This window comes from Halpernia sp., from assembly GCF_048269545.1.
In the GTDB taxonomy this organism is placed as follows: domain Bacteria; phylum Bacteroidota; class Bacteroidia; order Flavobacteriales; family Weeksellaceae; genus Halpernia.
The window spans coordinates 574988-598925 of sequence record NZ_JBLXIJ010000001.1 but is presented as its reverse complement, the minus strand read 5'-3'; the positions used below and the strand labels follow the sequence as shown (position 1 = coordinate 598925).

General features: G+C 31.4%; 23 protein-coding genes. 9 read left to right on the top strand and 14 right to left on the bottom strand.

Annotation, left to right across the window (positions count from 1 at the left end):
- The first annotated feature begins 280 nt into the window (after positions 1–280).
- The 8 genes from pgi (at position 281) to ACN0WB_RS02700 (ending at position 7991) form a co-directional block, all read left to right on the top strand.
- Positions 281–1921 (top strand): glucose-6-phosphate isomerase, encoded by a 1641-nt coding sequence (gene pgi, locus ACN0WB_RS02735; RefSeq protein ID WP_417428583.1) that lies wholly within the window; start codon positions 281–283, stop codon positions 1919–1921.
- Positions 1921–2745, top strand: coding sequence for a class I SAM-dependent methyltransferase (locus ACN0WB_RS02730; protein ID WP_417428581.1), 825 nt, complete (start codon positions 1921–1923; stop codon positions 2743–2745). Before pgi ends, ACN0WB_RS02730 begins: the two co-directional genes overlap by 1 nt.
- Positions 2746–2749: 4 nt before the next feature.
- Positions 2750–3634: a bifunctional 5,10-methylenetetrahydrofolate dehydrogenase/5,10-methenyltetrahydrofolate cyclohydrolase gene (locus ACN0WB_RS02725; protein WP_417428579.1), complete on the top strand. Its 885-nt coding sequence runs from the start codon at positions 2750–2752 to the stop codon at positions 3632–3634.
- Positions 3635–3748: 114 nt separating this feature from the next.
- A complete protein-coding gene (locus ACN0WB_RS02720; RefSeq protein ID WP_417428577.1) occupies positions 3749–4378 on the top strand; it encodes a 7-carboxy-7-deazaguanine synthase QueE in 630 nt (209 codons plus the stop codon).
- Positions 4379–4406: 28 nt separating this feature from the next.
- Positions 4407–5774 (top strand): exopolysaccharide biosynthesis polyprenyl glycosylphosphotransferase, encoded by a 1368-nt coding sequence (locus ACN0WB_RS02715; RefSeq protein WP_417428575.1) that lies wholly within the window; start codon positions 4407–4409, stop codon positions 5772–5774.
- A 39-nt stretch (positions 5775–5813) separates the two neighbouring features.
- Complete coding sequence (locus ACN0WB_RS02710; RefSeq protein WP_417428573.1) at positions 5814–6569, top strand: MlaE family ABC transporter permease; 756 nt, start codon at positions 5814–5816, stop codon at positions 6567–6569.
- A complete protein-coding gene (locus ACN0WB_RS02705; RefSeq protein ID WP_417428571.1) occupies positions 6566–7384 on the top strand; it encodes an ABC transporter ATP-binding protein in 819 nt (272 codons plus the stop codon). The genes ACN0WB_RS02710 and ACN0WB_RS02705 overlap by 4 nt, the downstream gene beginning before the upstream one ends.
- Positions 7368–7991, top strand: coding sequence for an outer membrane beta-barrel protein (locus tag ACN0WB_RS02700; RefSeq protein ID WP_417428569.1), 624 nt, complete (start codon positions 7368–7370; stop codon positions 7989–7991). Before ACN0WB_RS02705 ends, ACN0WB_RS02700 begins: the two co-directional genes overlap by 17 nt.
- 34 nt (positions 7992–8025) lie before the next feature.
- Here ACN0WB_RS02700 and ACN0WB_RS02695 read toward each other — a convergent pair whose 3' ends face one another.
- Both ACN0WB_RS02695 and ACN0WB_RS02690 read right to left on the bottom strand, forming a co-directional pair.
- Positions 8026–8352, bottom strand: coding sequence for a hypothetical protein (locus ACN0WB_RS02695; protein ID WP_417428567.1), 327 nt, complete (start codon positions 8350–8352; stop codon positions 8026–8028).
- 81 nt (positions 8353–8433) lie between these two features.
- Entirely contained in the window at positions 8434–9243 is an 810-nt protein-coding gene (locus ACN0WB_RS02690; RefSeq protein ID WP_417428565.1) for a M48 family metallopeptidase, read from the bottom strand.
- Positions 9244–9345: 102 nt separating this feature from the next.
- Here ACN0WB_RS02690 and ACN0WB_RS02685 point away from each other — a divergent pair, with 102 nt between their 5' ends.
- Complete coding sequence (locus tag ACN0WB_RS02685; protein ID WP_417428563.1) at positions 9346–9876, top strand: DUF4251 domain-containing protein; 531 nt, start codon at positions 9346–9348, stop codon at positions 9874–9876.
- Here the strand turns inward: ACN0WB_RS02685 and meaB are convergent.
- The 12 genes from meaB to ACN0WB_RS02625 all read right to left on the bottom strand — a co-directional run bounded on the left by meaB (position 9827) and on the right by ACN0WB_RS02625 (position 23926).
- Positions 9827–10861 (bottom strand): methylmalonyl Co-A mutase-associated GTPase MeaB, encoded by a 1035-nt coding sequence (gene meaB / locus ACN0WB_RS02680; protein ID WP_417428561.1) that lies wholly within the window; start codon positions 10859–10861, stop codon positions 9827–9829. The genes ACN0WB_RS02685 and meaB overlap by 50 nt on opposite strands.
- 5 nt (positions 10862–10866) lie before the next feature.
- Positions 10867–12981, bottom strand: a complete 2115-nt coding sequence (scpA, locus tag ACN0WB_RS02675; protein WP_417428559.1) for a methylmalonyl-CoA mutase — start codon at positions 12979–12981, stop codon at positions 10867–10869.
- A 69-nt stretch (positions 12982–13050) separates the two neighbouring features.
- Positions 13051–13350 (bottom strand): hypothetical protein, encoded by a 300-nt coding sequence (locus ACN0WB_RS02670; RefSeq protein ID WP_417428557.1) that lies wholly within the window; start codon positions 13348–13350, stop codon positions 13051–13053.
- 202 nt (positions 13351–13552) lie between these two features.
- Positions 13553–14635, bottom strand: coding sequence for a peptide chain release factor 1 (gene prfA / locus ACN0WB_RS02665; protein ID WP_417428556.1), 1083 nt, complete (start codon positions 14633–14635; stop codon positions 13553–13555).
- A 115-nt stretch (positions 14636–14750) separates the two neighbouring features.
- A complete protein-coding gene (locus ACN0WB_RS02660; RefSeq protein ID WP_417428554.1) occupies positions 14751–16454 on the bottom strand; it encodes a tetratricopeptide repeat protein in 1704 nt (567 codons plus the stop codon).
- 101 nt (positions 16455–16555) lie between these two features.
- Positions 16556–17425: a PstS family phosphate ABC transporter substrate-binding protein gene (locus tag ACN0WB_RS02655; RefSeq protein ID WP_417428552.1), complete on the bottom strand. Its 870-nt coding sequence runs from the start codon at positions 17423–17425 to the stop codon at positions 16556–16558.
- A complete protein-coding gene (locus ACN0WB_RS02650) occupies positions 17415–17603 on the bottom strand; it encodes a DUF308 domain-containing protein (RefSeq protein WP_417428550.1) in 189 nt (62 codons plus the stop codon). The genes ACN0WB_RS02655 and ACN0WB_RS02650 overlap by 11 nt, the downstream gene beginning before the upstream one ends.
- 62 nt (positions 17604–17665) lie before the next feature.
- Complete coding sequence (locus ACN0WB_RS02645) at positions 17666–18499, bottom strand: energy transducer TonB (RefSeq protein ID WP_417428548.1); 834 nt, start codon at positions 18497–18499, stop codon at positions 17666–17668.
- Positions 18500–18516: 17 nt separating this feature from the next.
- Complete coding sequence (locus tag ACN0WB_RS02640) at positions 18517–19089, bottom strand: ExbD/TolR family protein (RefSeq protein ID WP_417428546.1); 573 nt, start codon at positions 19087–19089, stop codon at positions 18517–18519.
- 3 nt (positions 19090–19092) lie between these two features.
- On the bottom strand, positions 19093–19698 hold the full coding sequence (locus ACN0WB_RS02635) for an ExbD/TolR family protein (protein WP_417428544.1): 606 nt from the start codon (positions 19696–19698) through the stop codon (positions 19093–19095).
- 69 nt (positions 19699–19767) lie between these two features.
- On the bottom strand, positions 19768–20634 hold the full coding sequence (locus ACN0WB_RS02630) for a MotA/TolQ/ExbB proton channel family protein (RefSeq protein ID WP_417428542.1): 867 nt from the start codon (positions 20632–20634) through the stop codon (positions 19768–19770).
- 277 nt (positions 20635–20911) lie between these two features.
- Positions 20912–23926: a class I tRNA ligase family protein gene (locus ACN0WB_RS02625; RefSeq protein WP_417428540.1), complete on the bottom strand. Its 3015-nt coding sequence runs from the start codon at positions 23924–23926 to the stop codon at positions 20912–20914.
- Between the last annotated feature and the right edge of the window lie 12 nt (positions 23927–23938).

Here is a 23938-nt window from a genome sequence, read left to right as displayed (position 1 = left end):
GTGCTTCCAGAAGAACCAGTTGGTGTAATGCTTTGCGCGGAAAATAATCCTGTAATTCCTAAAGCTAATAGTAAAAATAATTTTTCATTTTTATAAATTTATTGTTATTATGTGGCTAAAATATAAATATAAATAAATATGCAATTTTTTTTAAATAAAATTTAAAAAACATCTTGAATTTTATTATAATCCGAATATTAGAAACCAAAGTATTTTCTTTAAATTTGCATTACTTTAAAACTATTTAAAGTTCGAAATCTATCCTCTAAAATATCTCAAAATGTTTCCAAAAATAAATCCGTTATCTACAGAATCCTGGCAAGATCTCCAAGAGCATTTTGCAACTAATGATTTTGAACTTCGCACTTTATTTCAATATAATCCCAATCGTTTTTCACAATTTTCTATTGAAAAGGAAAATTATTTATTTGATTATTCTAAAAATTTAATTGATGAAAAGACTTTAGAACTTCTACTAAATCTTGCCGAAGAATGTAAAGTTGAAGAAGCCATAAAAGCAATGTTTTCGGGTGAAATCATTAATGAAACAGAACATCGCGCCGTTCTTCACACAGCATTGCGAGATTTTTCTCCAACTCCAATTTTGGTTGATGGTGAAAACATTAAACCTGAAATTAAAAAGGTTTTAGACCAAATGAAATCATTTTCAGAGAAAATTATTTCTGGTTCTCATAAAGGTTTTTCGGGAAAAGAAATTACAGATGTTGTAAACATTGGAATTGGCGGTTCAGATTTAGGTCCAGTTATGGTTTGCTCTGCATTGAAACATTTTAAAACAAGATTAAATGTTCATTTTGTGTCAAATGTTGATGGAAATGATATTGCAGAAGTTTTAAAAAATCTAAATCCAGAAACAACGCTTTTCATTATTGCTTCTAAAACTTTTACGACGCAAGAAACAATGACTAACGCAAATTCTGCGAAAAATTGGTTTTTAAAATCTGGTGAAATAAAAGATGTTGAAAAACATTTTGTTGCGCTTTCTACAAATATTAAAGCCGTAAAAGAATTCGGAATTGCAGAAGAAAATATTTTCCAATTTTGGGATTGGGTCGGTGGAAGATATTCTTTGTGGAGTGCAATTGGTTTAAGCATCGTGCTTTTCGTGGGTTATGATAATTTTGAGCAACTTTTAAAAGGTGCAGAAGATACAGACAAACATTTCAAAACTGCGAAATTTTCTGAAAATATTCCAGTAATAATGGGAGTTTTGGGAATTTGGTATCGTAATTTTTATGATGCAGGAACTTATGCAATTCTTCCTTATTCTCAATATTTAAACCGTTTTCCCGCATATTTTCAACAAGGCGATATGGAAAGTAACGGAAAATCTGTAGATAGAAATGGTGAATTTGTAGAATATGAAACAGGACCTGTAATTTGGGGAGAACCTGGAACTAACGGACAACACGCGTTTTACCAACTCATTCATCAAGGAACAGAATTAATTCCTGCAGATTTCATTGCGTATGTAAAATCCGCAAATGTAGTTTCTGATCATCAAGTAAAATTATTGGCAAATTTCTTTGCTCAAACTGAAGCTTTGGCTTTTGGAAAAACAGAAAACGAAGTTATTGAAGAATTAAAAAAAGAAGGAAAATCTGAAGAAGAAATTTCAAAACTTGCACCTTTCAAAGTTTTCACTGGAGATTCTCCAACTAACTCTATATTTTTCAATGAATTAACTCCATTTTCACTTGGTCAATTAATCGCACTTTACGAGCACAAAATCTTTGTACAAGGCGTTATTTGGAATATATTTAGTTTTGACCAATTTGGGGTGGAACTTGGTAAAGTTTTAGCAAAGAAAATACTTCCAAAACTAATTGATAATCAAGAAGTAAACTCTCATGATTCTTCTACAAATGCATTAATTAATTATTATAAAAAAAATAAATAATGCTTAGGAAAATTTATTATTTTCTTTCACCTAATTTAAGGCTTCTTGCGAGAAAAATTTTTTATTTCCCTGTAGATTTATACGAAGGAATTAGTGGAAAAAGACAAAAAGACATTCCTAAAAAAGGCGATATTTTTATTGGTAGTGGAGATTTTGTAACACAAGGTGAAAGCCAAGTTTCTCATCTTAAAAATTATATTGATTTAAAACCCACCGACAAAGTTTTGGATATTGGTTGTGGAATTGGGAGAACTGCATTTGCTCTGCAGAATTTCATTAATAAGGAAGGTTCATATGATGGTTTTGATGCAATGAAAAAAGGAATTGATTGGTGCGATAAAAATATTCATCAAAAAAATCAAAATTTTAATTTTAAATATGCGCCTCTAAAAAACGCGCTTTATAATAAATCTGAAGGAAATGCAGAATTTTTTAAATTTCCTTATTCTGAAAATCAATTTGATAAAGCTTTTTTATTTTCTGTTTTCACCCACATGAAAATTAATGAAATACAAAATTATCTAAATGAAATTTGCCGCACTTTAAAACCAAACGGAAAATGTTTAGCTACTTTTTTTATTTATTCGGATAAAGATAATTTGGATAGTTTCGAAGGTTTCAGATTTCCTATTAAAAGAGACGGTTACAGACTTTTGGATAAAAATGTTGAAGAAGCAAATATTGCCATTGAAATCAAAACTTTGGAAAAAATGATAGCGATTTCTGGCTTAAAATTAGAAGAAAAAATTAATGGTTTTTGGAATGACTTTACCAAAAATAAAGATAAAATTGATTTTCAGGATATTATCATTTTAAAAAAATAAAAATATGGCGAAAATATTAGATGGTTTAAAAGTTTCGAAAGAAATAAAAACTGAAATAAAAACAGAGGTTGAGAAAATCTTAGAAAGTAAAAAAAGAGCGCCACATTTAGTTGCTATTTTAGTAGGAAATAACGGAGCTAGTAAAACTTATGTAAACAGTAAAGTGAAAGATTGTGCAGAAGTTGGTTTTACCTCTGGTTTATTAAAATTTCCCGCCACAGTTTCTGAAGCAGAACTTTTAGAAAAAATAGAGGAACTCAATTTGAGTAAAGCTGTAGATGGTTTTATCGTTCAACTTCCGCTTCCGAAGCAAATAGACCAAGAAAAAATAATAATGGCAATTGATCCGCGAAAAGATGTGGATGGATTTCATCCAGAAAATTTCGGGAAAATGGCTTTGGAAATGGATACATTTTTACCTGCAACTCCATTCGGAATTCTTACATTATTAGAACGTTATGGGATTGAAACCAAAGGAAAACATTGCGTAATAATTGGTAGAAGTAGAATTGTAGGAAAACCAATGAGTATTTTAATGGGTAGAAAAGATTTCCCCGGAAATTCTACGGTAACTCTTACGCATTCTTTCACGCCACATATTGAAGAATTTACGAAAAACGCAGATATTGTAATCACAGCTTTAGGAGATCCTGGATTTTTAAAAAGTGAAATGATTAAAAAAAGTGCGATTATAATTGATGTTGGAATTACGCGAGTGGACGATAATTCTGAAAAAGGATATCATCTTTCCGGTGATGTAGATTTTGAAAGTTGCGCAGAAAAAGCGAGTTGGATTACGCCAGTTCCTGGCGGAGTTGGTCCCATGACAAGAGCAATGCTTCTAAAAAATACACTTTTAGCTTATAAAACTTCAATTTATAACGATTAATTATCACGAAATTATTTTTTTAAGACTATTTTTTGCGCAAAAGAATTATTAAAATTAAAATTTCAATACTTCGTTTTTCAAGAGTGACATAAAAACGGCAGATTAAAAAGAAAAATGACAGATTTAGAAAAAATAGAATTAGATAAAGGTAAACTTCTTCCCGTGATGGAACATTTTTACACTATTCAAGGAGAAGGCGCATTTACAGGAAAAGCGGCTTATTTTATAAGATTGGGCGGTTGCGATGTGGGATGTCATTGGTGCGATGTGAAAGAAAGCTGGGATCCAAATCTTCATCCTTTAATGGAAACTGAAAAAATAGCAGAAATTGCCGCATCACATTGCAAAACTATTGTCTTAACTGGCGGTGAACCTTTAATGTGGAATTTAAATTTGCTAACTGAAAAACTGAAAAATTTAGGTTGCACCATTCATATTGAAACTTCTGGAGCGTACAAAATGAGCGGAATTTTGGATTGGATAACTCTTTCTCCCAAAAAAGCAGGTTTACCAAAACCTGAAGTTTATGAAAAAGCAAATGAATTGAAAGTGATTGTTTTTAATAATAATGATTTTAAATTTGCCACAGAACAAGCTGAAAAAGTGAACGATAGCTGTAAATTATACCTCCAAAGTGAATGGAGTAAAAGATCAGAAATGTATCCAAAAATCACAGATTTTGTAATGCAAAATCCAAAATGGCAAGTTTCTGTACAAACTCATAAGTATCTAAATATTCCGTAAATTTATTTTTTGAAAGTAGATTATTTAGATGCAAAGACTTCGTTATTCTCGATATTTTAAAAGTTTTTTTATCCTGTTAGACATTATTGTTATAACAGCAGTTTTGGTATTTGCATATTTGAGAAAACACGATTATCACTATAATAAAGGTTTTTCTGAACTCAATGTGATTTCATTAATCTTGCTTATTTCCTTTTGGATTTTGCTAAGCGGAAGAACTAAATTATATTCCATACCACGAAATCTAACTTTTACAATTTATTTAGAAAGACTTATAACGCATATTTTTTTGTTCATTGTAGGCGTAATTTTATTAGCAAAAATTAGTGATAACTCATTTCTAAAAGAAGATCGATTTTTAATCGGTTTTATATTATTTATATGTCTCTTTTTCTTAAAATCTTTTTCATTCTTTACATTAAAATATCTCCGAACATTTGGGTTCAATCATAGAAATATTATGTTTTTATCCGAAAATGAATCAACAAATCTTTTAAAAAATATATTAATACAAAGAAAAGATTATGGTTTTAAAATCTTCACTTTTACAAACGAGCTCACCATTCAAAATCTTGAAGAATTTTGGAAAATTAATGGAATTCACACTTTATATTTACCTTCAGAAAACTCAAGTTTAGAAAAAGAGTTTGAACATGAAGTTTTTAAGGCAGCCGAAAAAAACAAAATTTTTATCTCATTAGTTCCCAATATTATCCAAAATAATTTTTTAAGATATGAATTAGATTACGTTCAAATGCAGCCCATTTTAACACAAGCTAAATTTCCATTAGATTATTTTACAAATTATTTAGTAAAAAGAACTTTAGATATTTTTTTTTCATTATTGTTTTTAATTTTCATCGGAATTTGGTTATTTCCAATTATTGCAATTATAATAAAATTAGGAAGCAAAGGTTCGGTTTTTTTCATTCAAAAAAGATATGGATTTCATGAAGAAGTTTTTGATTGTTTTAAGTTTCGAACTATGAATATTAATAGAGCAAGTGATACTAAAACCACTGCAAAGAATGACAAAAGAATTACAAAGTTTGGTGGATTTTTGAGAAAAACAAGTTTAGATGAAACTCCACAATTTATAAATGTATTGATAGGAAATATGTCTATTATTGGACCGCGACCGCACATGTTACTTGTAGATGATTATTTTAAACAAAAAATTGGAAGATATTCACTTCGGAGTTATGTAAAACCTGGAATTACTGGTTTAGCTCAAGTAAACGGATTACGTGGTGATGGTGGAAATATTGAAATAGAAATGCAAAAAAGAATTATTGCAGATTCTTTTTATGTAAAAAACTGGACACTTAGTCTAGATTTGGTAATTATTCTAAAAACCATTTTACTGATTTTAAAAGGAGATAAAAACGCCCATTAAACAACTAATAATAAAATAAAAAAACACTAATTTAGCCCAATGTTAAAAAGATTCTTTATTTCTGTCGGTGAATATTTCCTACTCTTGGGAAAAGCACTGAAAAGACCCCAGAAATCTTCTGTATTTGTGAAACTTTTTTTTCGGGAAATTTCAGATTTAGGAGTCAATTCTTTTGGATTGGTTCTTTTTACTTCTATTTTCGTAGGAGCTGTTGTAGCAATACAAATGTTCAACAATTTTGCAGCATCTTCCTTTCCTATTCCCTCCAGTTTTGTAGGTTATGCTACAAAAGCTGTATTAATTTTAGAATTTGCACCTACAATTATTTCGGTTATTTTAGCTGGAAAAGTTGGATCTTATATTGCTTCAAGTATTGGTACAATGCGAGTTACAGAGCAAATTGATGCTTTAGATATTATGGGCGTAAATTCTCCTAACTTTTTAATATTACCAAAAATTTTAGCAAGTGTTATTTTTAATCCTCTTTTAATTGCAATTAGTATCGTTTTCGGTATTTATGGTGGTTATCTTGCAGGAATTGCAACGGGAAGTTGGAGTAAAGCAGATTATATTACAGGCGTACAAATGTACATGCCTTCTCATTTTATTTGGTATGCTTTTTTTAAAACTGCTGTTTTTGCATTTATAATTGCCACAGTTCCTTCTTATTTTGGATATAATGTAAAAGGCGGATCTTTGGAAGTTGGACGTGCAAGTACACAAGCTGTTGTTTGGACTATTGTTTCTATAATTATTATGAATCTTCTACTAACCCAAATGTTTTTAAGCAAATGATAGAAGTAAAAGATTTAAAGAAAAGTTTTGGAAATGTAGAAGTTTTAAAAGGAATTTCTACTACTTTAGAAACTGGTAAAGTGAATTTAATTATAGGACAAAGTGGTTCTGGAAAAACTGTTTTCCTCAAAAGTTTACTTAATGTTTATCAACCTTCATCTGGCGAAATTTTATTTGACGGAAGAGATATTAATAAAATGTCACGTGAAGAAAAGCAAGTTCTACGTTCAGAAATAGGCACCGTTTTCCAAGGAAGTGCACTTTTTGATTCTATGACTGTAGATGAAAATATTATGTTTCCGCTTGATATGTTTACAAATCTTACTTATCGTGAGAAAAAACGCCGAGCAATGGACGTTATTGGAAGAGTCCATTTGGGAAAAGCAAACCGAAAATTCCCCTCAGAAATTTCTGGAGGAATGCAGAAAAGAGTTGCCATTGCAAGAGCCATTGTTAATAATCCAAAATATTTATTTTGCGATGAACCAAATTCTGGTTTAGATCCTTATACTTCAAATATTATTGATGATTTACTCCTTGAAATAACCAAAGAGTATAATACCACCACAATTATTAATTCTCATGATATGAATTCTGTAATGACTATTGGTGAAAAAATTGTTTACCTAAGATCAGGTTTAAAGGAATGGGAAGGAAATAAAGATATTTTAATTAATGCTAATAATAAAAACCTGATAGATTTCGTTTATTCATCAGAGTTATTTAAAGAATTAAGAAAATATTTTTTAAAAACAGACAAAACTTCAATAGAAAATATAATAACAAAACCACCAGAAAATGAAGAAGATTTTTAGTATTGCTTTAGTAGGATTATCAAGTTTAGCTTTTGCACAAATATCTTTTGCAGGCAAAGCAAATGCAATTTTTTCAACAAGTTCATCCTCTTGGAAAGATATTTCCGCTACAGCTACGAATGCTTATGATAATTCAGGGAAAAATTACGCAGGATTTAATATAGGTATTTCTGCGAAAATTTCTTTGCCTACCGCATTTTTTATAATGCCCGAATTGTATTACACTACTTTTAAAAACAGTTACACTGTTCCAACAACGAATGTAAAATTAGAAGCAAAATACAATCGTGTAGATTTGCCAGTTTTAGTGGGATACAATCTTTTAGGTGAAACTTTAGGCGTTTTTGTAGGACCTGTTGCGAGTTATAATTTATCAAAAGATAATCAATATCAAGATTTTAAAGAAAATGCTTCAAAAGAATTTACCGTTGGTTATCAATTTGGTGCACAAGTACAATTATCTAAACTTATTTTAAATGCGCGCTATGAAGGTGCTTTTTCAGAAGACCAAAGAAAATATGTAAGCAATGTGGCGGGTTCACAAACTACAATCAGATATGACAACAGACCAAGTTTGTTTATTGTAGGCGTTGGATATAAATTTTAGAAAGTAAAATTTTAAAATTAATTAATATGCAAAATCACACAAGATTTTGCATATTTTTTTGTTCAATTTCCTCATCAGCAATTTTTTGATTATTGGCTAATTCTGCAGCTTGAACTTCTAAAGCTTGTTTCTCTTTTTGCAACTGCACATATTCTCTACGTTGGTTTTCTTTACGGATAGAAGAACCTTTACTTACATACCCAACCAAACCACCGATTATTAAACCAATACCAATTCCCGCCAAAATCCCCATTAAATTAAGGGGTTCAAAAAGTTTTATAAAAGAAAATTCTGGCATTAAATAATAAAGTAAAAAAGCCAATGCCAATAAAATAATTCCAATAAAAGTTAAATTTTTCATGTGTCGTGATATTAATTTAATAAAAAAACCTTTCCAAATTTAATTAAAATATTAGAAAGGGTTTTTAAATTTTAAAAGAAATTACATTTTACCACCTGCAGCTTTATAATATTGTAAAGCTTTCGGCATATCATTTAATAAATCTGCTCTTCGGTTTTCTGGATTTGGGTGAGTAGAAAGAAATTCTGGAGGTCTTTGTCCATTTCCAGAAGCGCTTTCCATTCTTTCCCAGAAAATTGGCGCTTCTCTTGGATCGTAACCCGCCATTGCCATTAGATACAATCCCATTTCATCCGCTTCTAATTCTTGTTTTCTTCCATACGCCAAAAGTCCAACTTGTGCACCAATTGGGTAAGCTTGTGCAAAAATAGAGGCGACTTGTTTATTAGAAATTGCTCCGCCCAAAATCTGACCACCATATTGTGCAATCATCGCTTGAGAAATTCTCTCATTTCCATGACCTGCAAGTGCGTGAGAAATCTCATGACCTAAAACGACAGCTAAACCTGTAGCGTTTTTAGTTACTGGTAAAATTCCAGAATAAACTGCAACTTTTCCTCCGGGCATACACCAAGCGTTAAGTTGTGGATCTTGTAATAAATTAAATTCCCATTGGTAATTTGCAATATCTGCTTCTCTTCCAATTGAAGTATAATATTTTATTGCTGCATTTTTTATTCTATTCCCTACAGTTTTTACTTCATTTGATGCGGAAGTTCCATTAATAACTTTACCGTTTTGTAATGTTTGTTTATATTCTTGCAATGCCATTGCATCTATTTGCTGATCATTTGCCAAATGCAAAGAAGATCGCCCTGTAATTGGGTTTGTGGTGCAAGCAAAAAAGCTTAAACTCACCAAAGCAACCCCTAAAATATTTTTAATTTTCATACTAAAATTTTAAAAGTATAAACAATTTTTATTCCAAATTATATTTAACTTTAATTTGAAACAATTTAGCATTAATTTTGATGTAGATTAAAAAAAGACAAAATGAAAAATACAATTTTTTTAATTTTCTTAGCGGCAACAATCAGCTTAAATAGTTGCGCTAAAAAAATTTATACTTCAGCAAATACACTTCAGCAGATTACTAACTCTGATGAGTTTACATTTTTAGCAGAACGCGCAAATCCTTCAAATATGGATGTGGTAAATGTAATGAATTCACTTCCAAATGGAAGTTCCCAAAAGTTTTTAAATTTAGATTATGGATATGTAATAACTATAAAAAATAACGAACTAAATGTTGATTTACCTTACTTCGGAAGACTTTATACTCCAAATTATGATCAGTCAAAAAACAATTATAATTTCACTTCCAAAGATTTCACTTTAACAAAATCACAAGATAAAAAAGGAAATTGGAATTATAAAATCGTGACCAAAGATCAGCCAACTAATTTAACAATTAGCTTAGAAATTTACTCAAATGGAAAAGCTTACGCTAATTTGAATAGCTCCGATAGACAATCTATAAGTTATGATGGATATGTAATGAAAAACAAACCAGACAATAAATAATTAATTTTTTTTTAAAGATTTCTTCAACCCACAATCTTGCTTCAGAACTTGGATTTGATTTCAGTTCCGAAGCATTTTTTTTATGTGAATTATATTCATTCTCAGAATTTTCTTTTGTTTTCAATTCTTCTAAAATATAATTTTGAACCCAATAATCAAAACGTTTTTCGGCTTGTTCTTGTCGTATTTTATGGAAATTATTATTGGTAAACTTTAAATTAATAAAATTTTCAATTTCTAAATAAACCTTATCTAAACCTTTATTTTCTAAAGCAGAACCAAGCAAAACAGGAATTTTCCAATCTTTTTCCTTCGAAGGCAAAAAGTGTAAAGCACGCATTAATTCTACTTTTGTGTTTTTGGCTTCTCGGATATTATTATCATTTACTTTATTAATAAAAACGACATCAATCATTTCCATGATTCCACGCTTAATTCCTTGTAATTCATCGCCGCCGCCGATAATTTTAATAAATAAAAAAATATCTGTAATGTCTGAAACCAAAATTTCACTTTGTCCAACTCCGACAGTTTCAACTAAAATATAATCGTAACCTGCCGCTTCACAAAGCAACATACTTTCAAAAGTGGCATTTGCAACGCCGCCCAAAAATCCAGAACTTGGACTTGGTCGGATAAAAGCATTTTCTTCTCGCGACAACTCTTCCATTCGCGTTTTATCACCCAAAATACTTCCTTTATTAACAGCTGAACTTGGATCAATTGCTAAAACTGCCACTTTTTTTCCTTTCTCAATTGCTAATTTCCCAAAATTTTCTATGAAAGTAGATTTCCCAGAACCAGGAACTCCAGTTACTCCGATTCTAATGGATTTTCCACTTAATGGTAAAATTTCTTTTAAAAGTAAATCTGCTTGTATTCTATGTTCTGGCTTTTTACTTTCAACCAAAGTGATGGCTTTTCCGAGCAATCTTTTATCGCCGGATTTTATGCCATTTACTAAAGTTTCTGTGGAAATTTCCATTGAAATTAATTTATTTTCTCCAAAATCTCACATGCAGATTTTGGTAAATTTGTCCCTGGTCCGAAAATAAATTGAGCACCGTTCTCAAATAAAAACTCATAATCTTGTTGCGGAATAACACCGCCTACAACTATTGTAATGTCTTCTGTTCCCAGTTTTTTTAGTTCTGCGATTACTTGCGGAACCAAAGTTTTATGACCTGCAGCCAAAGAAGAGATCCCTAAAATATGAATATCATTTTCCACCGCTTGTTTTGCAACTTCTTCTGGTGTTTGGAAAAGTGGCGCGACATCCACATCAAAACCCATATCTGCAAAAGCAGTTGCAACTACTTTTGCGCCGCGATCATGTCCGTCTTGTCCCATTTTCGCAACCATAATTCTTGGTCTTCTTCCTTCTTTTTCTTCAAATTTCGCTGTAAGTTTTACAGCTTCACCGAAGTATTTATTTTTCTCTGCATTCATAGCGTAAACTCCTTGTATGGTTCTAATATTCGCTTTGTATCTACCGAAAGAAGTTTCCAAAGCATCGGAAATTTCTCCTAAAGTCACTCGTTTTCTTGCGGCATCAATACTCAAAGCCAATAAATTTTCGTCAAGATTTTTTGCTGCAGTTTTTAATTTTTCTATAATTTCTTCAACCTCCTTTTCATTTCTTTCAGATTTTATTTTATTTAATCTTTCAATTTGGGATCTGCGAACTTCTGAATTATCAATATCCAAAATATCTAAATCAATCTGTTTTAAATCTGATTTAAAAGCATTTACCCCAATAATAAATTCTTCTCCGCTGTCAATTTTTGCTTGCTTTTTTGCGGCCGCTTCTTCAATTCTCATTTTTGGAATTCCTGCTTCAATCGCTTTTGTCATTCCGCCTTCTTTCTCCACTTCATCGATGAATTTCATGGCTTCATCGATCATTTGTTGAGTCAAACTTTCTACTAAATGACTTCCGCCAAAAGGATCGACCACATTACAAATTCCACTTTCTTGTTGTAAAATAATCTGTGTATTTCTCGCAATTTTCGCGGAATAATCTGTGGGCAAAGCGATGGCTTCGTCTAAAGCATTTGTGTGGAGAGATTGTGTTCCGCCAAGTGCAGCAGACAAGGCTTCAATTGCAGTTCTGGTAATATTATTAAAAGGTTCTTGCTCCGTTAAAGACCAACCGGAAGTTTGCGAATGCGTTCTTAAAGCTAGGGATTTTGGATTTTTGGGATTAAATTGTTTTAAAAGATTTGCCCAAATGTATCTTGCAGCGCGAAGTTTTGCAATTTCCACAAAATGATTCATTCCAATTGCCCAGAAAAATGATAATCTTGGAGCAAAATCGTCAATGTTCATTCCTGCTTTTATACCAGTTCTCACATATTCTAAACCATCGGCTAAAGTATAAGCCATTTCTAAAACTGGAGTTGCACCCGCTTCTTGCATGTGATAACCAGAAATTGAAATTGAATTAAATTTCGGAATATTTTTAGAAGTGTATTCAAAAATATCCGCAATAATTTTCATTGACGGAGTTGGTGGATAAATGTAAGTATTCCGAACCATAAATTCTTTCAAAATATCATTTTGAATAGTCCCAGAAAGTTTTTCTTGAGAAACGCCTTGTTCTTCGGCGGCGACAATATAAAAAGCCAAAATGGGTAAAACCGCTCCATTCATTGTCATAGAAACTGAAATTTCATCTAAGGGAATTTCATTAAATAAAAGCTTCATATCTTCTACAGAATCAATTGCAACACCAGCTTTCCCAACATCGCCTTCTACTCTTGAATGATCTGAATCATAACCGCGATGCGTAGCTAAATCAAAAGCTACAGAAAGTCCCTTTTGCCCTGCTGCAAGATTTTTTTTATAAAATAAATTAGATTCTTCAGCTGTAGAAAAACCTGCATATTGCCGAATTGTCCAAGGTTTTTGAACATACATTGTAGAATATGGTCCTCGCAGAAAAGGTTCAATTCCGGCGGTAGAATATTTGATTTCATCTTTTACTTTATCATTTTCAGTATAAGAAGATTTTAATTGTAATCCATCTTTTTCAAAAAGATAAGGTAATTTTTCTGAAAAAATAATTGAAAAATTTGGGCTTTTGTTGATGATTTCTTGGCGCATTTTTTATTTTGTAAAAATTACAAGCTGTGTTGTAACTGAAAGTTAGATGAGTAAATAATAAGTAAAATTTTATTTCTCAGTTTTTTCTTTTACTTTTTTTGCACCATTTTCTACTGCGGAAGCGGCATCATTAGTTGCATCTTTAACACCTTCTTTCACATCATTTGCACCTTTCTCTATTGCATCGCCAGTTTTTTGTAAACCTTCATTTACTTTTACTTTTGCAGAATCTATTTTTTGATCATCTAAACCAACTTTTGTTACCGTTGTTTGATCGCCGTTTGGTTCTACTACTGTTGTTTTTTCTTTTGTGCAAGCTGTAAAAAGCAATAGTCCGCCAAAAGCTATTTTTGTGAAATAATTTTTCATAGAATTATATTTATTATAGGCTAAAGTTAATAAAAATTAAATTTCTTTTTATCGGAAAAATTTCTAAAAAAAATATAAATGTAACGCGCTCCGGCTTGAACGGAGCTCTCCGCCGCGGCGGACTTGTCCGCTGCGGCGGAAGCGGGAGTGGAAGACGGAAAAAAGCGCCCAAAAGAATTAGATGAAAGTCGATATTTATTTATTAATTATCTTCGTCGCCTTTCAATTTTTCTGCATTTTCTGCCATAATAACGGCTTGAATCATTTCGTCTATATCGCCATTCATATAAGCGTCTAAATTGTATATGGATTTGTTAATTCTGTGATCTGTAACGCGACCTTGCGGATAATTGTAGGTTTTAATTTTCGCAGAGCGATCACCTGTGGAAACCATAGATTTTCTTTGTGCAGCAATATCTCCGACGGATTTTTGTACTTCAATATCGTATAATTTTGTACGCAACATTTCCATTGCTAATTCCCGATTTGCTAACTGAGAACGTGCTTGTTGACAAATAACGACCATTCCGGAAGGTTTGTGCGTTAATTGAACTTTTGTTTCTACTTTATTTACGTTTTGTCCACCTGCACCGCCGGAACGTGAAGTTTGCATTTCTATATCTGCAGGATTTAATTCAAAATCTATTTCTTCGGCTTCGGGAAGAACGGCAACTGTGATTGCAGAAGTGTGAACTCTTCCTTGAGATTCTGTTTCAGGAACTCTTTGAACGCGATGAACGCCGGATTCAAATTTCATAATTCCGTACACACCGTCGCCTTCGATTTTTAAAATTAATTCTTTGTAACCTTTGGAAGCTTCACTAGAATCAGTGATTTCATGTTTCCAACCTTTTGTTTTAAAATACATTGCATAAGCCCTGTAAACATCTTCTACAAAAATGGCAGCTTCGTCGCCACCAGTTCCTGCACGAAGTTCAACAATAACGTTTTTATCGTCAGTCGGATCTTTTGGAATTAATAAAACTTTTAATTCTTCTTCTAAAGCTGGAATTTTTTCAATGGCTTCGTTTTTTTCGTTTTTGGCCATTTCAACAAACTCTTTATCAGAAGCTTCTGCAATTATCTCATCTGATTCTTGAATGGTATTTAAGGCTTGTTGGTATTGATCAAAAACCGCCACGATTTTTCCTAAATCACTATATTCTTTATTTAATGTAGAATATTTTTTTTGATCAGAAATTACATCTGGCTGAATAATTAAGTCTGCGACTTCATTATAACGTTGTTTGATGGCTTCTAATTTCGGAATAAGTGATTTTGACATAAATTTTTCTTGAAGTGCAAAGATACAATTTGAAAAGCCAAATTGAAAGTGGCAATTTTTAAATTTTAAACAAAAAAATCCCGATATAAAATCGGGATTTAATTATTTAAAAAAATTATTTAGTTGCAGTAGAATCTGTAACTGGTTTATTTGTGGATTTACTGTCTATATTTCCATTTGTTGAAGGAACGCTATTCAATTCTTTATTAAGTTTTACAGCATCTTCATAAGTTGGATTTAACATCACTGATCTTGCCGCATACTCTTTCGCTTTTGCAGGTTCAGAATCTTTATCCAAATAAGCAATTGCAAAATAAGCGTAAGATAAAGTTTCTTTATTTGCATCTACTTCTTCTGGTTTTACTTTATCAATATATTTTTGATAGGAGTTTGCCGCCATTTCGTTGTTCCCGGCTTGCTGATAAGCATAACCTTGACTGTAATAAGCTGGAGCCCAATCTGGTAATAAACTACTCATTTTTTGCCAGGTTAAAACTGCGCCATTCCAATTTTTAATATCTTGATAATTGGTTGCTAATTGGAATAATAAATTGGTGTCTTTCGGATTAGCTTGCACTTGTTTTTTAAGTGCTTCAATAACTGGACTTGTTGGACCTTCATCTGAAGAAGTAATTGCACCGCCATTAATTTGTGCTAATTCTAAATCCCAATCTAATGTTGCATCTTGTTTTGCTTTCGCCAATCCTACATTTTTCTTAGAACTTGCAATTAAAGCTGCTTTTTTAGCAGGATCTGTTTCTGTTTTTGCTAAACCTGCTTCAATTAAACCTTGCAATCCTCTATCTGCATCTAGAATTCTGTTTGGTTCCGCTTTCTGCATAAACAAATCTAAATCTTGTTTAGCTGTTGCATAATCTCCATCTTGAAATAAAAGATAAGCTCTTAATTTATATTTAATTGGATCTTCTACTTTATCGAAAATTTTATCTAAAGTGATTTTAGAGTTTGCATAATCATCTATAGTGAAATAAAGTTTTGCAATATCTAATTGTGTAGATGGATCTTCATCTGCATATTTTGCGTAGTTTATTAAATCATTTTTCGCTTTTTCATTTTGTTGATAATTAATATCAAAATCTGCTAAAGCTCTGTAAGCAGGAGCGTATGTTGGATCTACTGCAATTGCCGCATCTATTTTTTCTTTAGCTAACTTCCATTGTTTTGCCGCCATCCATAAAGTTCCCATTCTGGTAAAAACTGAAGCTTTATTTTGTGCAACTGCAGAAGCTTTATCATAAGCATTCATTGCATCTCCGGGAATTTTTTTAATTCTGTATGCATCTCCTAAAGTATAATAGTAATAGGCAGGAACTCCTTTTCTGTCAGCTTTTTCTATAGCTTTATTTAAATATTCTATTGCTAAATCTGGCGCACTAGTTTCATCAAACATTGTTAAAGCTTCTGCAGCTCTATATAAAACTTGAGGGTCTTTTTCTCTTGAATCTTTTACGATTGCTTGGATATCTGCAATCCCAGATTTATCTCCTTTTCCTAATTTAATTGTTGCTAAACCAATTTTATTTAAATAAGCTCTTTTATCTAAAGTAACTCCTTTGTTAAAATATTCTGCTGCTTTAGCGAAATTTGGTTCATATTGAGTAAGATAAGTATTTCCTAAATAAAAATAATTTTCTGCTTCATCTGGTGATTTAGTAATCATTTGATTAAAAACCTCTTTTGCTTTCGCATATTTTTGACTGTCCACATTTGCAATTCCCTCTTCTAAAGTTTGAGCAAAAGAAAAATTTACTAAAAACAATGCTGCAATCGCAATTATTGATTTCTTATTTACATTCATTATATAATACATTTTTTATTTAAAGTTTATTACTATTTGTGCTTAAAAACAATTTTCAGACCAAATTTAAATTAAAGTGAATTTTAATTACAACTCATCAATTATCTCATCTGAACTTCTCTTTTATAAATATTGTAAGGTTGCAATCCTTCTTTCTCTACAATAATTTGCCCAAGTTGAGTACAAGAAAATCTTATAAATCCATTTCCCAAACCGTAATATCCTTCATTCGTAAGAAAATAAAGAATTCTAGTAAAAGGATAGGTCATGTTTTTAATATTATTTAAAGAGGGTTCATAAGTTTTTCCATCTTTTACAACTGGTAAAATTTTAATTAAACCACGTAGTTTTTCTGCTTCTTTTCCATAAGGTCTGCTTATTGTATTTAAACTGATAGCACCAATTTTATCTGGATAATTTGTCAGTTGCTCAATCAAATTATCATTTCCAGAAATAATGGAAAATTTTAATTCTGAGGGTTTTTTATTTAATTTTTGAGCTACAAAATTAAGATTGCTACTATTTGTTCCATCAAAAATAATATCTTTTTTATCGGAATTTAATTCTTTTTTTATTTCTTCAAAAGTAATAGAATTTCGGGGAGAAGACTTTGGTACTACAAAAACAACGGCATCACCTGCAAATTTAGCCGGTTCCCATTTTAAATCCACTTTACTGTCAAATGCAGCTCTTTCTTTTGGTGACAATTCTCGAGACATTACTGCAACTCTTGTTTTACCATCGAGTAAATCTAAAAAACCTTCATCTTCTTTTTTAATAATAAGATCAATTTTAGTTTCAGGATTTAGTGTGGTATAACTTTCAGTAAGGGCTTGTAAAACACTTTTAAAAGATTCATCTGCTTCTATGGAAATATGACCTTGTTGTGGATCATCTACAGTTTTATCCGTTTTTTTTTCACAAGAAAATATCAAGATAAATAATAAAAAATATAGAAATTTATTTTTCATCTTTTAATTGTTTTAATTTTATAAAGGAACGTACCATTCGGAAAATTCCGTAAAGAATAAGTACTGTGCCAAAAAGATAGGCCACATTATTTGTTAATGTTATTTTGTAAAGTATAATAACAATTCCTAAAATGATATAAAAAAATCCTGTAACAAGAGAAAGCCAGTTGAAAATCATAGTTAGCAAAAATATAAAAAAAAAAGAGAAGCTAAGCTTCTCTTTCAAAATTTTAAGAAATTTTAGTATTCAAATTTCATGGTTAATGGTAATCTATATCTAGATCTTACAGGATGTCCATTAATTTTAGCAGGTGTCCATTTGGTTTTAATTCCTTTTACAGTTCTTACTGCTTCTGAATTAAAGTCAGAATTTGAACCATTTGCTTTGACATCTGTTATACTTCCATCACGTTCTACAATAAAGGTAACTTCTGTTTTTACAGTTCCTTCATCACCATCCATTACAGAAGTATCAAAATTACCGGATACTTTATTTCTAAATGCATCTAAACCTCCAGGAAATTGTGACGATTGATCTACTGCTTCATAAACTTCAGTATCACTTACTTTCACTTCTGCCGTTGCTGCTTTTCCTGTAGAAGGAGGCGGTGGTGGCGGAGTATAATTTGGCGTTTTAATACCTTCTTGATTTTGTAAACCTGTTGTGGTTTTCAATTGTTCTTGTATTGGCGGTGGTGGAGTTTCAATTTTCGGAGCTCTTTTCGGTTCGGGCACCACGTTTTGAATCACTTCTTGCTTTGGCGGATCTTTTGGCGGCGGAGGCGGAGGTGGTTCTTTTTCTTTTGGTATCTCAATAATTTTATCTTCTTTGAGTACATTTATTAATTTAGAATCTACTTCTACCTTTTTCGCAGCATTCATTTGCTGTATTTTCATATAAATGAAAGGAGATAAAGCTAAAACCAAAAACACAACGGTTCCTATAAAAAAAGATTTACCTAAAATTTTTGGATATCTAGTTCTTAAATCATAAGCGCCGTACTCTTTATTCCTATTCTGAAAAACAATTTCATCTAAGGTAAGATTATCATTATATATCGTTTCGTCTGCCATCTTAATAAATTTAATAATTAATTTGCAGGAGCAGTTGCAGCCGGAGCTGTAGTTTCACCTACTTTCTTTTTATAGATTGCTTTCTCCCAAGGTTTAAGATCTGTTACGCCATATTGGTCATTTTTAGTAATGGCCATTTCATCAAGCATATCTACAAAGTTTTTATAAACTGCATCATCTGTTGGTTTTATAATCACAGTAAATATTTTAGGATTTTCTGCTCTTGATTTTGCTTGTTCTAAAATCTTTCTTATACCTTCTCTATCAAAATTCGTTTCATTTAGATTTTCATCTGTAAGTGAAGTATTATCTTGCTGATGCCAAAAAATCCTGTTGTCCTTTCCTAAAATTAAAGTAATTGAATTACTTAATTTAATTTCTGTATCTGGAGATTTTTGATCTTTTTTAGGTTTTGCTGGGAGACCTAAATCCATCACATTCGGTTTACTAAAAGTAGTGGTAAACATAAAAAAGGTAATTAGTAAAAAACCTAAATCTACCATTGGCGTCATATCTACTCTACTGTTCTGCTTTTTCGAGCGAACTTTGCCGCCCTTTCCGCTATCTTCTTTTACTTGTACTTCTGCCATTTCTTATTGTTCTTTACCTTCTTGTGAAGTGATTAACCAAAATTTAAGAAAGTCAATATCTCTTAAACCTTCAAATAAATCTTTTACTTTAGGATATTTTGTATTTACATCACCTTTAATAGCTAACTTATAATCAGGATTTACGGCTAAACTTTGTTGTACCCAATCAATCAATTGTTTATTTGTACTATCTAAAGGAATTCCTTCGGATTTAGTAATTGCTTTTCTATCCACATCAGAAAGATCCAAATAACTTTTTAGTTTACTCATTGGAACACCGATAGATTGTACTTTTGTAAAAGCAACTTTATCTGCGTCAGAAAATTTAAGACCATATTTTTCACCCATTTTGTTTAGTAATTGAATTCTCTCTGATCCGTTATCAACTGGAGTGAAATAAAATGTACCTTCTGGTGTTACATTAATGGACATTAAACTAGCGTCTGGTAATAATTTCTCTGAAATGGAAGATGGTGGTTTTATCTGTTCCACATCTGGTTTTTTAAACTGAGTGGTCAAGATAAAAAACGTAAGTAGCAGGAAAGCCACGTCACACATCGCCGTCATGTCGGTTACTACGCCATGTCTTTTTGGTTTTACTCTTGCCATTATATTTTATTATTTAAAATTAAACTCTTTTTAGCATCTTTAAGCAGATGCAAATTCTTTGCCGATTTCTTAATGAAATTCTGCGAAAGACTGTTGGATACTCATTGCGATTTCATCAATCTTATAAGTTAATCCATCAATTTTAGAAGTAAAATAATTATAAAGTATAATTGCAATTGCAGATGTACCAATACCTAAAGCCGTATTAATTAAAGCTTCAGAAATACCTATTGATAACGCTGCAGCATCTGGAGTTCCTCCTCCTGAACCTAATGCGAAGAACGCTTTAATCATACCGATTACCGTTCCTAGTAATGCCACTAAAGTAGAAACAGTTCCTAATGTAGAAAGAATCATCATGCTTTTTTCTAACATAGGCATTTCTAAAGTTGTCGCCTCTTCAATTGCTTTATTTAGAGCTGTCATTTTTTGCTCTTTGTTTAATGTAGTATCATTTGCAAGAGCTTTATAAGTAGTTAAACCTTCCTTCACAACGTTACCTACAGAACCTTCTTGTCTATCACACTCTTCTAATGCTTCATCAATTTTATTTTGATTTAGTAAACTTCTTACTTTTACAACAAATTGATCTAAATCTCCTGATCCAGAAGCTTTTCTCAACACGAAGAAACGCTCAAAAGAGAAAACGATTACAGTGATCATAAAAGTAATCAAAATTGGAACAATTGGTCCACCCATATAAATAATTCCCATAAAAGAGCTTGGATGCAATTCTTTATCTTCAATATCAGCAAAAAATACAGATGCGTGATCGACTAAGCGAGCATCATCTCTAAAATTACTTGTACTTCCCAATACGAATAAATAAATTGATACACCTACCAGAAATAAGATAGGAATAATGATAGCTGGGTTTAAACCGCCTTTCTTTTTAGCAACTACTTGCTCCTCGTTGTTTGAAACATTCATTTCCATATTAAACTAAATTATAATTGTTATTTTAATTGTTTGAGGTTGTAAATTAAAGTTAAAAATTTTTAAAATGCAAATGTAATTTTAGCATATTTCTTATTTTTTTTACAACCATTTGTTGTCTTCTTTATGTAATTAGTAAATATACTTAAGTTTTTTGAAAATAAGCATCCATTTAATATTAAAACCTTAAATAATATAAATATTTTGCACTATATTTTTTTGAATAATCAAATTTTTATACTTATGAAAATTTATAATAATTTAAGAAAAAAACTTTCTAAAAAACAATATTTATAATTTTTTTAGGAACAATTATTACTTTTTTAGGTGTATTTCCCTGCAGATAATCTCCCGTTTTTTTGTATTCAAATACGCATTTTTCTATTTCTTCTTTTGAAAGTGATATTGGAAGAGATAATTTAAATCTCATTTTTCCATTAAAACTTACAGGATAATCAAAATTATCTTCTATTAAAAACTTTTCGTCAAAAAATGGAAATGTTTCAAATTCTATGCTTGTGTCATTTCCTAATTTTTGCCACAATTCTTCTGCAATGTGGGGCGCATAAGGTGAAATTAAAATTGCTAAAGGTTCTAAAATCTTTCTTTTATTAGTTTTTAATTTTTGAAATTCATTTACCGCGATCATAAATGACGACACAGAAGTATTGAAAGAATAATTCTGAAGATCTGTACTTAATTTTTTAATTAATGTATGAAGCGTTTTATATTCTTCTTTCGATGGTTTTTCATCTGAAATACACAATTCATCTTCGTTAAAATAAAGATTATAAAACCGCTTTAAGAAACCATAAACACCGGTTAAACCTTGTGTATTCCACGGTTTGCTTTGTTCTAAAGGACCGAGAAACATTTCATACAATCTTAAACAGTCTGCTCCAAATTCTTCACAAATCTCATCGGGATTTACAACGTTGTATTTGGATTTGGACATTTTTTCTACTTCTCTTTCAACAATATATTTTCCATCTTCCAAAATAAATTCCGCATCAGCATATTCTGAACGCCAGTTTTTAAATTTTTCAATATCTAATTCGTCTGTTGTTCCTTTTAAAAATGTAATATCAACGTGGATTTTTTGAATTTCATTTTCTACAAATTCAATTGCATAATTTAGTTTATCATCATCTGAAATATCTAAATCGGTAAGAAATTTTTGCTGTACTTTCTCCAAATTAATATTTTGAATCAAATCAAAATCAATTTCAATGTTTTTAGAAATATATAGATGAACTGGAATTGAAATAACTTTATTGTTAGTTATAATATTATAAAATGTTGAATTACGTTTGGCAAACGCACTCATTCCCAAAATCATCCCTTGATTTATCAGTTTTTTAAAAGGTTCTTCCTGCGCAATAAAACCTCGGTCTTTTAAAAATTTATTCCAAAAACGCGAATACAATAAATGTCCGGTTGCATGTTCGCTTCCGCCAATATACAAATCAACTTGTCCCCAATAATCTGCTTTTTCTTTGCTTACAAATACATTTTCATTATTTGGATCCATATAACGCAAGAAATACCACGAACTTCCCGCCCAACCGGGCATTGTAGAAAGTTCTAAAGGAAAAACAGTTTCATTATTTATTAAATCTGTGGCAACAATTTTCTCATTTGCTTCATCCCACGCAAACTCTTTTGCATTTCCCAAAGGTGGATCGCCGTCTTCTGTGGGTAAATATTTTTCCACTTCAGGTAACTTTAATGGCAATGCAGAAATTGGCAAAGTGTAAGGAAATCCGTTTTTATAATAAACCGGAACCGGTTCTCCCCAAAATCTTTGTCGGGAAAAAATGGCATCTCGCTGTCTGTAATTAATTGTTCCGCTTCCAATATTTCTTTTTTCTAATTCTTCAATAATTTTCGCTTTCGCTTCTTTGTAATTTAAACCATTTAAAAAATCAGAATTTACGCAGACAGAATCTTTAGAATCAAAAGAATTTTCCTGAATATTTTCCTCGGTTTCTACAACTTTTAAAATTTCCAAACCAAATTTTTTCGCAAAACGGTGATCACGTTCATCATGCGCCGGAACCGCCATCACAGCGCCCGTTCCATAACCCATCAACACATAATCTGAAATATAAACCGGCATTTTTTTGCCGTTAAAAGGATTTTCTGCATAACTTCCCGTGAAAGCGCCCGAAACCGATTTCACATCTGCCATTCTATCTCGTTCCGTTTTTTTGGAAGTCTGTTCGATATAATTTTGAATTTCTTCTTTTTGAGAATCTAAAGTCAATTTTTCAACCAAAGGATTTTCTGGAGCCAAAACCATGAAAGTCGCACCAAAAATAGTATCGGGTCTTGTCGTAAAAACTTCGATTTCGTTGTCTGTTGTGGGTTGTTGGTTGTCAGTATTTTGTGATCCATCAATTGACAACTGAGAACTGTCAACTGAAAACTTTACCAAAGCGCCTTGCGATTTCCCGATCCAATATTCCTGTGAATCTTTCAGCGGTTGCGGCCAATCCAACGTTTTTAAACCTTCCAAAAGCCTTTCAGAATAAGCTGAAATACGCATACTCCACTGCATCATTTTTTTCTGAAAAACCGGAAAACCACCACGTTCAGATTTGCCGTCTTTTACCTCATCATTCGCTAAAACGGTTCCCAATCCTGGACACCAATTTACCGTTGTTTCTGCTCTATAAGCCAATCTAAAATTTAAAAGCAGATCCTGTTTTTCATTTTCATTGGCATTTTTCCATTCTTCTGCAGTGAAATTTAATTCTTCATTTTGTGCCGCGTTTAAATTTTCTGTTCCTTGATTTTCAAAGTGATTTATTAAAGTTGAAATTGCTTCGGCTTTGTCCGTTTCTTTATTATACCAGGAATGAAATAATTCAATAAAAATCCATTGCGTCCATTTATAATAATCCGGTTCTGACGTTCTTACTTCTCTACTCCAATCGAATGAAAAACCAATTTTTCGTAATTGTTCTTCGTATCTCGTAATATTTTCTTCGGTAGTAATTGCCGGATGTTGCCCGGTTTGTATTGCATATTGTTCCGCAGGAAGTCCGAAAGAATCGTAACCAATTGGATGTAAAACATTAAAACCTTCGTGTCTTTTATAACGCGCATAAATGTCCGAAGCGATATATCCTAATGGATGACCGACGTGTAAACCGGCGCCAGAAGGATACGGAAACATATCCAAAACATAATATTTTGGCAAATTAGTATTATCTGAAGTTTTAAAAGTTTGATTTTCTTGCCAGAATTTTTGCCATTTCTTTTCAATGGCTTTGTGGTCGTAGAACATTTTATAATTTTA